The sequence below is a fragment of the Agromyces sp. ISL-38 genome (assembly GCF_018613935.1).
Taxonomy (GTDB): Bacteria; Actinomycetota; Actinomycetes; order Actinomycetales; family Microbacteriaceae; genus Agromyces.
On sequence record NZ_JAGGPF010000001.1, the window covers coordinates 33,228 to 48,334 of the forward strand.

16 protein-coding genes are annotated in these 15,107 nt (G+C 70.8%); 7 read left to right on the forward strand and 9 right to left on the reverse strand.

The window, feature by feature from the left end; all coding sequences use genetic code 11:
* The first annotated feature begins 75 nt into the window (after positions 1–75).
* Positions 76–1,944, forward strand: a complete 1,869-nt coding sequence (gene ggt / locus J7E25_RS00160; protein WP_214866810.1) for a gamma-glutamyltransferase — start codon at positions 76–78, stop codon at positions 1,942–1,944.
* 159 nt (positions 1,945–2,103) lie between these two features.
* Here the strand turns inward: ggt and fgd are convergent, their stop codons facing one another.
* From fgd to cofE, 4 genes are all read right to left on the reverse strand, one after another.
* Positions 2,104–3,126, reverse strand: coding sequence for a glucose-6-phosphate dehydrogenase (coenzyme-F420) (fgd, locus tag J7E25_RS00165; RefSeq protein ID WP_214866812.1), 1,023 nt, complete (start codon positions 3,124–3,126; stop codon positions 2,104–2,106).
* Positions 3,123–3,797 (reverse strand): 2-phospho-L-lactate guanylyltransferase, encoded by a 675-nt coding sequence (gene cofC, locus J7E25_RS00170; RefSeq protein WP_214866814.1) that lies wholly within the window; start codon positions 3,795–3,797, stop codon positions 3,123–3,125. The genes fgd and cofC overlap by 4 nt, the downstream gene beginning before the upstream one ends.
* Before the next feature lie 61 nt (positions 3,798–3,858).
* Entirely contained in the window at positions 3,859–4,857 is a 999-nt protein-coding gene (locus J7E25_RS00175; RefSeq protein ID WP_214866816.1) for a TIGR03557 family F420-dependent LLM class oxidoreductase, read from the reverse strand.
* Positions 4,858–5,037: 180 nt separating this feature from the next.
* Positions 5,038–5,820, reverse strand: coding sequence for a coenzyme F420-0:L-glutamate ligase (gene cofE / locus J7E25_RS00180; RefSeq protein ID WP_308164272.1), 783 nt, complete (start codon positions 5,818–5,820; stop codon positions 5,038–5,040).
* A 223-nt stretch (positions 5,821–6,043) separates the two neighbouring features.
* Here cofE and J7E25_RS00185 point away from each other — a divergent pair, with 223 nt between their 5' ends.
* The 5 genes from J7E25_RS00185 (at position 6,044) to J7E25_RS00205 (ending at position 10,320) form a co-directional block, all read left to right on the forward strand.
* A complete protein-coding gene (locus J7E25_RS00185) occupies positions 6,044–6,616 on the forward strand; it encodes a DUF6328 family protein (RefSeq protein ID WP_251038680.1) in 573 nt (190 codons plus the stop codon).
* A 43-nt stretch (positions 6,617–6,659) separates the two neighbouring features.
* Positions 6,660–7,499, forward strand: a complete 840-nt coding sequence (locus J7E25_RS00190) for an exodeoxyribonuclease III (protein WP_214866820.1) — start codon at positions 6,660–6,662, stop codon at positions 7,497–7,499.
* A gap of 98 nt (positions 7,500–7,597) precedes the next feature.
* The gene (locus J7E25_RS00195; RefSeq protein ID WP_214866822.1) at positions 7,598–8,878 is read left to right on the forward strand and encodes a serine/threonine-protein kinase; all 1,281 of its coding nucleotides are present in this window, start codon (positions 7,598–7,600) and stop codon (positions 8,876–8,878) included.
* 115 nt (positions 8,879–8,993) lie between these two features.
* Positions 8,994–9,452 (forward strand): hypothetical protein, encoded by a 459-nt coding sequence (locus J7E25_RS00200; RefSeq protein WP_214866824.1) that lies wholly within the window; start codon positions 8,994–8,996, stop codon positions 9,450–9,452.
* Positions 9,453–9,504: 52 nt separating this feature from the next.
* Positions 9,505–10,320 carry an alpha/beta fold hydrolase gene (locus J7E25_RS00205; RefSeq protein WP_214866826.1) on the forward strand — a complete coding sequence of 272 codons (816 nt, stop codon included), beginning with the start codon at positions 9,505–9,507 and terminating at the stop codon, positions 10,318–10,320.
* A gap of 36 nt (positions 10,321–10,356) precedes the next feature.
* Here J7E25_RS00205 and J7E25_RS00210 read toward each other — a convergent pair whose 3' ends face one another.
* The gene (locus J7E25_RS00210) at positions 10,357–11,196 is read right to left on the reverse strand and encodes an SDR family oxidoreductase (RefSeq protein WP_214866828.1); all 840 of its coding nucleotides are present in this window, start codon (positions 11,194–11,196) and stop codon (positions 10,357–10,359) included.
* Between the two features lie 103 nt (positions 11,197–11,299).
* On the opposite strand from J7E25_RS00210, the gene J7E25_RS00215 reads away from it, so the two are divergent.
* Positions 11,300–11,767 carry an N-acetyltransferase gene (locus J7E25_RS00215; RefSeq protein WP_214866830.1) on the forward strand — a complete coding sequence of 156 codons (468 nt, stop codon included), beginning with the start codon at positions 11,300–11,302 and terminating at the stop codon, positions 11,765–11,767.
* Positions 11,768–11,782: 15 nt separating this feature from the next.
* On the opposite strand, the gene J7E25_RS00220 is transcribed toward J7E25_RS00215, so the two are convergent.
* From J7E25_RS00220 to J7E25_RS00235, 4 genes are all read right to left on the reverse strand, one after another.
* A complete protein-coding gene (locus tag J7E25_RS00220; RefSeq protein WP_214866832.1) occupies positions 11,783–13,435 on the reverse strand; it encodes a DUF5671 domain-containing protein in 1,653 nt (550 codons plus the stop codon).
* Positions 13,435–13,896 carry a hypothetical protein gene (locus J7E25_RS00225; protein ID WP_214866834.1) on the reverse strand — a complete coding sequence of 154 codons (462 nt, stop codon included), beginning with the start codon at positions 13,894–13,896 and terminating at the stop codon, positions 13,435–13,437. Before J7E25_RS00225 ends, J7E25_RS00220 begins: the two co-directional genes overlap by 1 nt.
* A gap of 145 nt (positions 13,897–14,041) precedes the next feature.
* Positions 14,042–14,329, reverse strand: a complete 288-nt coding sequence (locus tag J7E25_RS00230) for a DUF4190 domain-containing protein (RefSeq protein WP_214866836.1) — start codon at positions 14,327–14,329, stop codon at positions 14,042–14,044.
* Between the two features lie 137 nt (positions 14,330–14,466).
* Positions 14,467–15,075, reverse strand: a complete 609-nt coding sequence (locus J7E25_RS00235; RefSeq protein WP_214866838.1) for a TetR/AcrR family transcriptional regulator — start codon at positions 15,073–15,075, stop codon at positions 14,467–14,469.
* Between the last annotated feature and the right edge of the window lie 32 nt (positions 15,076–15,107).

Genomic DNA, 15,107 nt, shown 5'->3' on the forward strand with positions numbered 1-15,107 from the left:
AACCATTGCCCCCGCCCGCCGCCCGGGTCTAGCGTGAGGCACCAAATGGTCTGTACCCAGTTCGGGGGGAATCCTATGGTCAGCTTCGTCGCCCACGACCGCTCAACGCTCCGTCGCCTGGCACTCGGTCTCGCCGCCGCACTCGCGGCCGGAGCCGTCGCCACGGCCGCGCCTGCGTCCGCACAGTCGCTCGCTGCTCCGCCGGCCGCCGCCTCGACCGGTCGCCCGACGCCGCCGGCGCCGTCCACCTCGACCGGGTACGGGGGTGCCGTCTCGTCGGTGGACGCCTCGGCCAGTGCGATCGGCATCGACGTGCTCCGCGACGGTGGCACTGCGGCGGATGCCGCGGTGGCCACTGCGGCTGCGCTCGGCGTGACCGAGCCCTACAGCGCCGGGATCGGCGGCGGCGGATACTTCGTGTACTTCGACGCGGCGACCGGCACGGTGAGCACGATCGACGGGCGCGAGACGGCGCCGGCGGCCATGCCGAGCGATGCCTTCATCGACCCCGCAACCGGCAAGCCCTACCGATTCACGCCCGAGCTCGTGTCATCCGGTGTCTCGGTCGGCGTTCCCGGCACCCTCGCCACGTGGGACGCCGCACTCGACCGCTTCGGCACGAAGCCGCTCTCGGCCGTGCTCACCCCCTCGATCCAGCTCGCGGCGAAGGGGTTCACGGTCGACCAGACCTTCCGCAACCAGACCCTCGACAACAAGGCGCGATTCGCGGCGTTCCCCGACACCGCGAAGCTGTTCCTCCCTGGCGGCGATGCACCGCAGGTCGGCTCGAGGTTCAAGAACCCCGACCTCGCGCAAACGCTCGCACTCATCGCCGCGCAAGGCCCCGACGCGTTCTACTCGGGCCGGCTCGCATCGGAGATCGCCGAGGTCGTGCAGCATCCGCGCAAGGATCCCGCCTCGGCGCTGCCCGCGCCGCCCGGCACGCTCACCACCGACGACCTCGCGGCGTACTCGGTGCTGGAGCAGGAGCCGACGCACGTGGAGTACCGGGGCCTCGACGTCTACGGCATGGCGCCGTCGTCGTCGGGCGGCACGACGGTCGGCGAGGCGCTCAACATCCTCGAGAACCACGAGCTCTCCTCCGACGATGCCGGCGCGAGCCTGCACCTCTACCTCGAGGCGTCGGCTCGGGCCTTCGCAGACCGCGCCGCGTACGTCGGCGACCCGGCGTTCGTCGAGGTTCCGACCGAGACCCTGCTCAGCCAGGAGTTCGCCGACGCCCGGGACTGCACGATCGACCCGACGACGGCATCGACGCGGCCGGTGCCCGCCGGAGCCCTCGACTCCGTGGGCTGCGCAGCCGCCGCCCTCGAGGAGCAGCTCGACACCGAGAACGTCTCGACCACCCACCTCTCGGTCGTCGACAAGTGGGGCAATGCCGTCGCCTACACGCTCACGATCGAGCAGACCGGCGGTTCGGGCATGACGGTGCCCGGACGCGGCTTCCTGCTGAACAACGAGCTGACCGACTTCAGCACCGTGTTCAACCCCTCCGACCCGAACCGCATCGAGCCCGGGAAGCGGCCGCGGTCGTCGATGTCGCCCACGATCGTGCTCGACGACGGGGCGGTGCGGTTCGTGGTCGGCTCACCGGGTGGGTCGACGATCATCACCACCGTGCTGCAGATCCTCATGAATCGCATCGACCTCGGCATGACGCTTCCCGAGGCGGTCGCGGCCCCGCGTGCCGCGCAGCGGAACACCGTGGCGACGACGGCCGAGCCCGAGTTCATCGCCGCCTACCAGGACGCGCTCACGCCGTACGGGCAAGTGCTCGTGCCATCGGGGGACCAGTTCACCTCGGCCGCGCAGATCGGGGCCGCCGCCGCGATCGAGGTCGACCAGAGCGGCCTCATGACCGCCGCGGCCGAACCGGTGCGCCGTGGCGGGGGCACGGGTCTGGTCGTCGAGCCTGCTGGCTGACCGATCGAGGCAGCGCCCCTACAACCACCGACGGCGCTTGAACGTCACGTAGACGATCACGTCGATGATCACGATCGCGGCGCCGACCACGATCCGGCCATGCCTGATGGTACGCCCACCGGTCTCGCGAGCGTCGGGAATGAGCCGTCGACGCCGCCGTCAGGCGTCGAGCGCCCGCAGGCGCGGCGCGAGATCGCGCTCGAACAGCTCGAGGAAGCGGCGCTGGTCGTGGCCGGGCGCGTGGAACACGAGGTGATTGAACCCGGCGTCGACGTACTTCTTGACGTCGGCGACGACCTGATCGGGGTCGCTGCCGACGATCCAGCGCTTCGCGATCTCCTCGATCGGCAGCGCGTCGGCCGCCCGCTCCATCTCGACGGGGTCGGTGATGTCGTGCTTCTGCTCCTTCGAGAGCGAGAGCGGCGACCAGAAGCGGGTGTTCTCGAGCGCGGCCTCCTCGGTCTCCTCGTACGAGAGCTTGATCTCGATCATGCGGTCGATCGCGTCGTACGAGCGGCCCGCGGCATCCGCCCCCTCCTTGACGGCCGGGATGAGCTGCTCGGTGTAGAGCTCCATGCCCTTGCCCGAGGTGCAGATGAACCCGTCGCCCGCGCGGCCCGCGTACTTCGCGACGACCGGCCCGCCCGCCGCGATGTAGACCGGAACGCCCCCCGCGGGGCGATCGTAGATCGACGCGTCGTGCGTCGAGTAGTACTCGCCCTCGAAGTTCACGCGATCCGCGGTCCAGAGCTCGCGCATGAGCCGGATCGACTCGCGCAGCCGCCCGAAGCGCTCCTTGAACTCGGGCCAGTCCTGCGCGCCCGCTCCGCGGAACCCCGTCGCGATCTCGTTGAGCGCCTCGCCCGTGCCGACACCGAGGATGATGCGGTCGGGGTAGAGGCAGCCGAGCGACGCGAACGCCTGCGCGAGCACGGCCGGGTTGTAACGGAACGTCGGCGTCATCACCGAGGTCCCGATGCGGATGTTCGAGGTGCGCTCGCCCACCGCGGCGATCCACGTGAGCGAGAACGGCGCATGCCCGCCCTCGTGCCGCCACGGCTGGAAGTGGTCGCTCGTGAACACCGACTCCATGCCGTGCCCCTCGGCCGCGACCGCGATCTCGACGAGCTCCCGGGGGGCGAATTGCTCGGCCGAGGCCTTGTATCCGAGTGTGAGCGTCATAGTGTTCCCTTTCGGTCGGCGAGGCGCGCGACGGCTTCGGCGGTGTGGTCGCCCACTCCATGGTGCAGCACGGCCTCGAGTCCGTCGACGGTGTCGACGTCCCGGCTGAGACCGGGGACGGCGGATGCCTCGAGCTCGACGAACCCGGCCGCCGCGTGCTGTGCCGCCGAACCGGGCCCGAATCGCGGCTCGAACGGCACGCCCGGTGCGGCGGTCGCGAGCGTCGTGCCCGTGCCGTCGGCGTCGCGCACGAAGGCGAGCGGATGCCGCGCCGCAGCCTCGAGCGCCGCGTCGAGCTCATCGGGGTGCAGCCCCGGCAGGTCGCCGAGCAGCACGGCGACGGCGCTCGGCCCCGCGGCCCGCGCGTGCGCGATGCCGTGTCGGATCGCCGGCAGCAGGCCGCGCTCGTCGCCGGCCGGCTCGGCGAGGAACTCCGCTCCGTCGGCGAGGGAGGCGTCGTCGCCCACGACGATCACCCGTTCGACCGAAGCGGCCGCGAGGGCGGCGGCGATCGTGTCGAGCGCGAACGCCCGGGCGAGCAGCGTGCGAGCGTCGTCGGCGAGCGCCGGCGAGAGCCGCGTCTTGCCGACCGCGGGCGCCTTCACGGGGATCACGACGGTCCAGCGAGCGATGGCGGAGTGCCGGTGTTCCGGCGGAGGCACCGCGTTCATGCCCTCCTCCGCAACACGGTCACTCCAACCGGGTCGAGGGCACGCATCAGCGGCAACGAGCTCATGCGCGGAGCGCCGGCAGCACGTCGCGGCCGAAGACCTCGAGGAACTCGGCCTGGTTGCGGCCGACGTTGTGCAGGTAGATGCGGTCGAAGCCGAGGTCGAGGTGCCGCTGGATGTCGGCGCGATGCACGTCGGGATCGGCCGAGACCACCATGCGGCCTTCGAAGTCCTCTGCCCGCACCATGCGGGCGAGCTGCTCGAACTCGAACGGCGATCGGATGTCGCTGCGCGCGAAGCGCATGCCGCCGTTCGGCCATTCCACGAGGGCGTTGCGCATCGCCTCCTCGTCGGTCGCGGCCCACGAGAGGTGCAGTTGCAGCACCTTCGGCATCTTCGAGGGATCGCGCCCCGCCTCGCGAGCGCCCTCGCCGAAGCGGGTGAGGAGCGCAGCGAGCCGATCGGCGGGTGCACCCGTGGTGATGAGCCCGTCGACGTTGCGTCCGGCTCGGCGGGCGGTCACGGGTCCGGATGCCGCGACGAAGATCTGGGGCGCGACCGCGGGCATCGTCCAGAGCCGCGTGGACTCGAGCTTGAAGTACTGGCCCGAATGGCGCACGTCACGGCCGGCGAGCGAGCCCGCGAAGAGCTTCTTGATCACGTCGACAGCCTCGAACATGCGGTTGATGCGCTCGTGAGCCTCGGGCCAGTAATTGCCGACGACGTGCTCGTTGAGGGCCTCGCCCGAGCCGATGCCAAGCCAGTGCCGGCCCGGGTAGAGCGCGCCGAGCGTCGCGCTCGCTTGCGCCACCATGGCCGGATGCCACCGGAACGTCGGCGTCGTCACGCCCGGGCCGAGGTCGCCCGCGGTGCGCTCGCCCATCGCGGCGAGCACGCTCCACACGAACGACGACTGCCCCTGCGCCGGAAGCCACGGCTGGAAATGATCGCTGGCCATGACGCCCGTGAAGCCGTGCGACTCGGCGAGCGCGGCGAGCGCCACCGCTTCGGCGGGCGGAAACCGTTCGAGCATCGCGGCGTAGCCGATGTGCACTGGCATCCCCCTATCCTCCCGCGTTCGCGGCGAACCCGCTCGCCTCCTCCGCGGAATGCGCGACCGCACTCGCTGCGCCTTCCGAAGGACATTCGCAGGTTGGGAGGACGTCTGCGAACGCAAGCGTCCTACGAATCGGCGAATGTCCTCCCAAAGCCGATGCACGTGAGCGCATTCCGGCAGGGATCATGCCGAATCGAGCGGCCCCTCGGCCTGCGACTCGTCGAAGCCGTCGCGATACCCCTCGTTGTACGCCTCATCGGCGCCGATGCGGAACAGGTCGCGGTCGGCGGGGCGCTGGATGCTTCGCGCACCCGGCAGGTCGAGGTCGCCGACGAACCGGCCGAGTCCGCGCACCACCGCGACCGGCACCCCCGAGCTCTTGCCCTTCACGAGCTCGGCGGCGCCGGCGAGCTCGTCGGCGACGCACGGCATCGTGACGGCGAGCGGCTTGCCCGCGGCATCCGTCGACCCGCGAAGGTCTTCGAAGACGTGCACGCCCGCGGCGCCGATCGCGATATCGGTCTGCCCCTCGCGCCATGGCCGGCCCAGGGTGTCGGAGAGGATGACACCGACGGCCGCACCGGTGAGCGCACGGATGCCGGTGGCGAGCGCGCGCGCCGAGGCATCGGGGTCGACCGGAAGCAGCAGCACCGTGCCGTCTGGGGCGTTGGACGCATCGACGCCCGCTGCCGCACCGATGATGCCCTGGCGGTTCTCGACGATGCGGGTGATGCCACCGTCGAAGACGCGCGTCGCGACGACCCGCACGGTCTCGTCGGTGATCGCCTGCTCGCGATCGACGGCCTGCACGAAGCGCCCTTCCGCCTTCGAGACGATCTTCGACGTGATGACGAGGATGTCGCCGTCGGCGAGGTCGACCGCGTCGACGATGAGCGCGGCGAGGTCGTGCCCGCGCACGATCTCGGGGAGCCCCTCGACGCCTTCGATGCTGAACTTCACGGCCACCCCCAGCTCGTCGATACTCCTCGATCTTGGCAGCATCCGTGCGCCCCTGCCAGAATGCGGTTGCGGGCCTGCCGGAATGCGGGATTCCGGTCGCCGAAGCCCGCGGCGAGGGAGGCCTGGAGCGCGAGCCTGCCTGTCGCTGCCTCGATCCGGCCGCCGCCCCATCGGATGGCGACCGCGCAAGGGCTTGAACCCGCCTCCCTCCTCGTGGCTACGATCGAGCATGAACCGTCGCCACGTCAGGCCGATCGTCCGTGCCGGCCCCGCCGGCCCCGCGACCCCCCGAGGCGACGACGGACGCAATGAGACGCCCAACGAGCGCAGCGACCGCAACTGGAACGACATCCTCCAGGAGCTGCGCGTGGCGCTCACGGGAACGCAGCTCATCGGCGGCTTCCTGCTCGCGGTCGCGTTCCAGCCGCGGTTCGAGCAGCTCGACGACTACCAGCTCACGCTCTACCTCGTGCTCGTCGGCCTCGCCGGACTCGCGACCGTGATCGGGCTGGCACCGGTGACCCTGCACCGAACGCTGTTCCGAAGGCAGGCCAAGGAACGGGTGGTGCGCACCGGCAACCGGCTGCTCATCGCCGACCTCGTCGTCGTCGCCCTGCTCGTCATCGGCGTGACGAGCCTGGTCTTCGATTTCGCGCTCAGCCGCGTCGGGGGGTTCGTGGCGCTCGGGCTCGGTGCGGTCATCCTCGCGGGCCTCTGGCTCGTGCTGCCGCGCCTGCAGCCCGCCGAGGTCGGCGAGGACCCCGGGGTGGTCGGCGCGGCCGCCGACGACGACGAACGCTGACCGACCGCACGGCCATGTCGCCTCGCCGTCCTAGGCTTGGAGCATGCGCATCGCCACCTGGAACGTCAACTCGATCCGCACCCGTTTCAGCCGTGTCGTCGACTGGATGGTGCGAGAAGACGTCGACGTGCTCGCGATGCAGGAGATCAAGTGCACGCCAGAGCAGTTCCCGGCGGCGGCATTCGAGGAGGCGGGTTACGAGCTCGCGATCCACGGCTTCAGCCAGTGGAACGGCGTGGCGATCGCGAGTCGCTCGCCGATCCACGACGTGGCCACGAGCTTCCCCGGCATGCCGGGCTTCCTGAAGGGCGAGGAGGGCCCCGATCTGCCGAAGGAGGCCCGCGCGATGGGGGCGACCGTCGACGGCGTGCGCATCTGGAGCCTCTACGTGCCCAACGGGCGCTCGCTCGGCGACCCGCACTACACCTACAAGCTCGACTGGCTCGCCGCGCTCACCGACCACACGCGAGCCGAGACCTCGTCGCGGCCCGAGCTGCCGTTCGCGCTCATGGGCGACTTCAACATCGCGCCCTTCGACGTGGACAACGGCGACCCGGCCGTCGTCGAGGGCCTCACGACGCACGTGTCGCCACCCGAGCGTCAGGCCTTCTTCAACCTCGAGAACGCCGGCGTCACCGATGTCGTGCGCCCGCGCATCCCCGAGGGCTACACCTATTGGGACTACAAGCAGCTGAAGTTCCCGCGCAACGAGGGGCTCCGCATCGACTTCATCCTCGGCTCGGCGAAGTTCGCCGAAGCGGTGACGGATGCCTCGATCCACCGCAATGAGCGCAAGGGCGACGCGCCGTCCGACCACGTGCCCGTGCTCGTCGAGGTCGCCCTCTCCGAAAACGACGACGACCTCCCGATGATCTTCGGCTGAACACCCGTTCAGCGGTGATTCGAGGCAGGCGCATTGCAGGTCACGGTCCATTTCACAACCCCCGGCTACGCTCAGGTGACCCGGCTACGCTCGGAAACGTGACCACCTCTTCCGACCACGTCGTGGGCGATTCCTTCGTGGGCGCCGTCCTCGGCGCCCGATACCGCCTCGACGCGCGCATCGGCCGGGGCGGCATGGCGACCGTGTATCGCGCTGAAGATCTCACGCTCGGGCGTCCCGTCGCCGTGAAGGTCTTCGCAGAGGCCGCCGAGGGCATCGACGACGCAGAGCGCCGGCGCTCCGAGACGGCCCTGCTCGCGAGCCTCAGGCACCGGGCGCTCGTCACCCTCTACGATGCCTCGCGCGACCCTGCGAGCGGTCGCGAGTTCCTCGTCATGGAGCTCGTCGACGGCCGCGACCTGCGTGAGGCCCTGAAGCACGGACCGCTCGGCCCCGCCGATGCCGCGGGCCTGCTCGCCGACGTCGCCGAGGCCCTGCATGTCATCCACGAGCGCGGCATCGTGCACCGCGACGTGAAGCCCGCGAACGTGCTGCTCGAACCCGCGCACCTGCCGAGCCGCACGTGGAACGCGAAGCTCGCGGACTTCGGCATCGCGCGGCTCATCGACGACGCCCGGCTCACCCGCGCGGGTCTCCTCGTCGGCACCCCCGGGTACCTCAGCCCCGAGCAGGTGAGCGGCGCGGCGCCGAGCCCCGCGGCCGACATCTACTCGCTCGGCCTGCTCGTGCTCGAGGCGCGTACCGGCGTGGCGGCGTTCCCCGGCCCAGCGGTCGAGGCCGCGAGCGCCCGCCTCGTGCGCGATCCCGAGATCCCCGAGTCGCTCGGCGCGGATTGGGTGTCGCTGCTTCGCAGCATGACCGCACGCGAGCCGGGCGACCGGCCGAGTGCACTCGACGTCGCCATCGCCGCCACGGCGCTCGACACGTCGCGCGCCTCCGTGAGCAATGTCACCGCGCCGACGATCGCGTTCGCCGACGTCGCCGCCGCGCAGACCCAGCCGGCGGAGGCCGCGGCCGCGGCATCCGGTGCATCCGATGCCTCCAGCGGCTCAGAGACAGCCGCCACCCAGGTCCTGCCGTCGCCGAGCCGGTCGTTCTTCGACGCTCCCGCCGGCACGGAATCGGCGGAGTCGACGCGGCGCGCGGCCCGCGCGGCATCCGAGCAACGTTCGCGCCGCTGGGTGCGGCCGACGATCGCGATCTCGCTCCTCGTGGCGATCGGGGCCGTGGTCGCGGTGCTCCTGTTCTCGTCGCTCACCGCACAGCAGGCCGCGACGACGCCTGAGCCGCTGCCGGCCGTGCCGGGCGAGCTGGGCGTGCACCTCGAGGAACTCGACGAGGCGGTGACCGGCGGATGACGCGCATCGCACCGCGTCTCCCGCGCCGGCACGCCGTGCTTCCCGCCACGGATGCCCCGGTGACGGAGACTCCCGGTACCGGTTCCACCGACGACAGCGGCGAGGGCTGAGCGCCATGGCCGCAAGATCGGGTGCTCGCGCCCGTCGATCCGCTCCCCGTGCTGCCGCGGTCGCACTCGTGCTCGCGCTCGGCCTCGGCTCGTGCGCGGCGCAGGCTCCGTCGCATTCCGACGGCTTCCACGCCTCGGTCGTGAGCATCGCGGACCGCGCCGCGAACGGCGACTTCGCAGACGCACTCGCCGCGCTCGACATCCTCGAAGCGAATGTCGCCGAAGCCAGCGCCGACGGTGACCTCGACGCGGCACGGGAGCGCGACATCCGTGATGCCATCGCGCTCGTGCGTGCCGACCTCGAGGCCGCGGCGGCGGCGGCGACACCCACCGCCACCCCCACGCCGACGCCAGTGCCCGAAGAATCCGATGACAGCGGGAATCAGGGCCCGGGCAGCAGCGACGACAAGGGCGGCGGCAAGGGCAAAGACGGCGAGAAGGGCAAGGGTTCCGGCAAGGACTGACGCGTGCGGCTGCCCGGCTCGCCACGCGCACCGCGTCCCGTACTCTCGAGACATGCCCCACCTCGCCGTCCCGGGTGCCGAGCTCGCCTACGAATCCGCCGGCCACGCGTCGGAGCCGGCCCTCGTGCTGCTGCATTCGGGAATCGCGACGATGCGCATGTGGGAGCCGCAAGTGCCGGCACTCACCGCGGGGCACCTCGTGGTGCGGCTCGACGCACGCGGCTTCGGGGCGACGCGGCACGACGGCGCGCCCTACTCCGATCGTGACGACGTGCGCTCAGTGCTCGACCACCTCGGCATCGAGCGGGCCACGATCATCGGCGCCGGTCGCGGCGGCACCACGGCCCTCGATCTCGCGCTCGAGTCCCCCGACCGCGTGGCCGGGGTCGTGACGGTGGGAGCCGGCCCGAGCGGGTTCCCCGGGCTCCCGCTCTCCGACGAGGAGCACCGCCGCATCGACGAGCTCGACGACGCATTCGCGGCATCCGACTGGCGACGACTCGCCCGCCTCGAGACCGCCCTGTGGGCTGCGGGCAGCAATCGACTCGAATCCGACCTCGATCCCGAGTTCGTCGCCATCGCCCACGGGATCGCGGCAGCGAACGTGGCGCATGCCGAGGAGGCGGCGAGCCCTGAACCGCTCGAGCCGCCCGCGTACGGCCGGCTCGGCGACATCCGGATCCCCGCGCTCGTCTTAGTCGGCGAGTACGACCTGGGGCCCACGCGGGCCCACTACGAGCACCTGCTCGACGCACTGCCCGAGGCGACCGGGTTCAGCTTCCCGGATGCCGCACACCTGCCGAACCTCGAGCGGCCGGCCGAGTTCGAACTCGTACTGCTCGGCTGGCTCGGCGAGCGCGGGCTCTGACGGGCGATCGCCGTGCCGTTCCGAGCGGCCGACCCGCTACGAGCGGCCGGTGAACCGCTCCATCGAGCGGTAGACCCCGAGGGCGTCGCCCACGACGCGATCGAAGACCCGCGTCGGCAGGATACCGCGCACCGCCCGCGAAAGCCCGACGCTGCGCGGCAGCTCGACGAGGGGCTTGCCCGCGAGCATCGCGCGCCACACGCGGTCGACGACGTACTCGGGCTCGAGGATCGGAGCCAGCATCGGCGCCCGGACGCCCGCGAACATACCCGTCGAGACATAGCCCGGCGTGACCGTGGTGACCCGCACGTTGGTGTGGTCGGCCTGCTCGAGCTCGATGCGCAGCGACTCGCTCCAGCCGATGAGCGCCGCCTTCGAGGCCGCGTACACGGCCATGCGCGGGTTGGCGAGCGTGCCGGCGGCCGAGGCGATGTTCACGATGCGCGCCGCGCGGTACGACGAGGAGATCATGCCCGGCAGGAACTCGCGGGTGATGTACATGGGCGCGAGCGCGTTGACCTGCATCGTCGGGCGGGTGTCGTCGCCGCTGTCGGTCTCCCAGAAGTAGCGATTGCCGCGCACGATGCCGGCGTTGTTGATGAGCACGTCGGGATTGCCGACGTCGCGCCGCACCCGCTGCGCGTGCTTCGCGATCGCGCCGGGGTCGCTCACGTCGACGACGTACGAGTGCACGCGGGTGCGCCCGCGCGAGGCGGCGCCCAGCTCGTCGACCACGCGAGAGAGGGCGCTCACATCGCGGTCCCAGAGGGTGACGGATGTCGCGCCCTCGGCCACCGCTCGCTCGGCGAACAGGCGGCCCATGCCACCGGCCGCGCCGGTGATGAGGACCTTCGCGCCGCGCACCGTTCTCGTCATGCCCCCATTCTCGCAACCATTGCACCGGCGCCCGTGAGCGGCGCCCGACTCACTGAACCGAAAAGCTCACAGCTGATCGCCACGCCCGTGCGAGCATGGACGGATGGTGACGAACGACCTCAGCCTCGTGCCGAAGTCCATCGAGGAGACCGCGACCTGGCTGCCCATCGCGATGTCGGCCTACGAACAGGCCCGCATCGCCGCAGGCGACAGCGCCGAGGGGGCGGCGGCCGCGCGGCAGGCCTCCGAGCAGCAGTTCTTCCCCGACGGCAGCCTCATCGACGGGCAACTCCTCTTCACGGTCGTGGCCGACGGCGAGGATGCAGGGTGGCTCTGGATCGGGCCCTCGAGCGACGCGTCGAACTGGTGGGTCTGGGACATCCGGGTGCATGACGCCTTTCGACGGCGCGGCATCGGCCGAGCAGCGATGCAACTGGCCGAAGACGTCGCCCGCTCGCAGGGCGCGACCTCGATCCGGCTCAACGTGTTCGCCGACAACGAGGGCGCGATCCGCCTCTACGACGAGCTCGGCTACGAGACGACGGCGATCTCCAAGCAGAAGCGGCTCTGAGAGCCGAGCTGCGGCTCAGTCCGCCAGGCGCACGACCTCGACGCGATTTCCCGGGCCGGCAAGCACGAGCACGCGTTTGCCGGCCACACCCTCGAGCGCACCGGCGATCGCCGCGGCATCCGGATCTGCGCCCGGCTCGGCGCCCGGCTCGTCAAGGGAGCGCCAGACGGTGACCGAGGCGCCCGTGGCATCCGTTACGGCCTGCTCGAGTGCGACCGCGTCGCCCGCCGTCACGAGGATGACCCGGCCGATCCGGCGCGCGGGCGCGAGGCCCTCCGCGGCGATCACCGAGCGATCGCGCCGCCAGAGCGCGAAGTGGTAGCCGAACACGAGCCCGGTGGCGACGAGGAGGCCGAGCGGCGCACGCACCCGGTCGACGAGGCTCGCCGTCGTCGTGGGATCGAGCGCGAACTCGAACAGCAGGTAGCCGACCACGAGCAGGGTGATGAGCGCCACGACGGCGCTCACGCCGAACACGGCGATGAGGTACACCCGGCGGCCGGTGGAGCCGATCTCCGTCGATCCGACCTGCCGGGCGGGCTTCCAGCTGATCCACCAGACCGGTCCGCCCACAGCGAGCGCGCTGATCCCGCCGAGGAGGAGCGAGCGGGTGTCGGATGCCGCGAGGGGGCTCGCGAGCGTGGCGAGCGTCGCGTTGATGACGACGCCGATTCCCGACGCGGCCGCCACCAGGCCGAGGCCCGACATGACCAGCGCGCCGGCGCGGCGCGTGCCGTCGGAGCGCCCCGACGCGATGCGGTGGTGGTAGACCCACACGAGAGCGCCGACGGATGCCGCGGCGAGCGCCGTTCCCAGTGGGCGGAGGATCTCGCCCATCGGGTCGCTCGGGTCGAAGGCCAGCCTCAGCAGCACGAAGAGCGCGGTGCCGAGTCCGGCGAGCATCACGAACCCGGCCGCCAGCACGCCGATGACGACGAGCGCCACGCGGGCGAGGCCCGTCTCCAGTCGTCGCGCATCGTCGCGGAACCAGTGCCACGACCAGATCGCCCCACCAGCCACCGCCCAGATGAGCGACTCGAGCGGCGCCTGCCACCAGGTGGTGCCGGCGATCGCCTGCTCGGATGCTCGCCGAATCGCCGTGTCCAAGAGTGAGCCGAGCGCGGTCACGCCGCCACCGATGCCGATGATGAGGCCGTACACCGTGCCGGCGACGGCGGGCACGGTGGCGAGCCTGATCGGATGCCGGACCGGGTGGCGCCACATCCATCGGTGCCAGACCCAAACGAGTGCCCAGACCGCGCCGACGGAGAGGTCTCCGGGATCCCAACGTCCGCTCACGAGCAACGACAACGTGCCCACGAGTGCCGAGGTCGCCACGATGAGCGAGACCGTGTACATGAGGGCGAGGTAGAGGCCCCATGCAAGCGACGACCGCTCCGAGTCATCCGTGAGCCGGCGCCACACCACCCACCAGAGCACCGCCGCGAGCGGCCCGCCGATGAGCGTGAAGGCGAGCGACAGCGCGAGGCCGGCGTTGCCGCCGACGGCGAGTGGAGTGCCGCTCTCGAGCAGTCGCGCGAGGAGACCGCTCAGGCCGCTGGCACCGATCGTGACGAGCACGAAGAGGAGCGTGTAGACGATGAGGCGCCGCACGGTGCGCTGCGCCGAGCCCGTGACGGGGTCAGTCGGGAGCGTGGTGGCGGTCATCACTGCACCACCTTCGGGGCGCAGATCGTGAGCGGCCACGGGGCCGACTCGATGAGCCAGCCGCCGTCGGCCGCGACGAGGTCGAACACGGCCTCCTCCTCGTACTCCGACGATCCGAACAGTCCGCCGTCGTACGACGTGACCATGAGCACCTTCACGTCGGCCGAGTCGTCGCGTTCCGTCGTGGAGACGAGGGTGACCCGCATGCCGTCGACAGGGCCGGTCCCCGTGCGCTCGCAGGAGTCGCCGAGCTCGGGAACCAGGTACTCGATGGCCGCCGCTTCATCGCCCTCGATCACCGCCGCCGAGTAGCGCTGCACGACGCCCTCGGGCGTGGATTCGTCGAGGAGTTCGGGCGCACCGGTCGTGAACACGACGATGAGTGCCACGATCACCATTACGGCGATCACGCCGAGGATCACGATGAGGGTGCGGTCGGGCTTCGCCACCGGGGATTCCATGCTCCACATCATGGCGTGGCGTGGCGGCTCGCGACAGCACGAATGCCTGACGACGAACGGAGTCCCCGTCCGGCTGTGCCGGTCGGGGACTCCGTGTGCGTGAAACCTCGGTGGGACCTCCCTGGAACCTCGGGAGGCGAAGGACCTAGTAGGTCGTCGTGAGCTCCGGGTTGGAGGCCACGACCGCGACGACCACGATCACCCAGATGATGATGATGACGATCGACACGAATCCGATGATGATCGCGGCGAGCGCGAGGCCACGGCCGCGCTCACCGGTCTTCTTCACCTGGTTGAGGCCGATGAAGCCGAGCACGATCGCGATGACGTTGAAGCCGACGAGCGACAGCACGAAGGCGACGATCGAGAGGACATTCCACTTCTCGGTGGGCGCCGACTGAGCGGGCACGGGAGCGGGCGCGGGAGTAGTCATGTGAGGATTCCTTGCTGTGTTGGTGATCGGCGAACTGCCGAACCGCATACTGGCAGCGCACGCGAGTCGCTGTCAATGGAAAGCGGTGCCCATGCGCCGTTCAGCCAGGAGAGCATGGACGTGGGAGAGGGACGCGGTCACCAGGGCTCGCCGGCCTCGGGCATGAGCTCGCGCACTCCCACGGCGTCGGGGAAGCAGGCGTTCAACACCTCGGTGACGGACTGCTCGGTGCCATACGCACCGACGAGCCGAAGGCCCACGATCGCGTTGATGAGCATGCCGTTCGCCATGAAGTCGCGAGTCTCCACCTTGGTGAATCCGGCCTCGTCGCGCACGAAGCGCCAGATCGAGTTGAACCCGGCGCGCGCGACCGGACCGATCTCGGGGTCGCCGCCGAGCGCCGTGGAGTTCGCGATGACGGGCAGCATGCCCCGCTCGACCAGGAGTCCGGCGTAGGCGGCGCCCATCCGCTTCATCCGTTCCTCGGGCGGGCCTGGCAGCACCCTGGTGAACTCGCCGAGGATCCGTTCGTACGCCCGCTCGATCACGGCGATGTACAGCTTCGACTTCGTGCCGAAGAGCCGCACGACGTAGGGCTGACTCACGCCGGCGGCGCGGGCGACCTCATCGGTCGTCGTGCCGACGTAGCTCTTCGCTCCGAAGACCGCGGTCGCCGCTTCAAGGATGAGCTCGCGGCGATCCGCCGCCTTCATGCGGGGCGCTGTGGTGGCTTCTTCGACCGTCATGCTTGACATGTTATCAGTCGATTACTACAGTC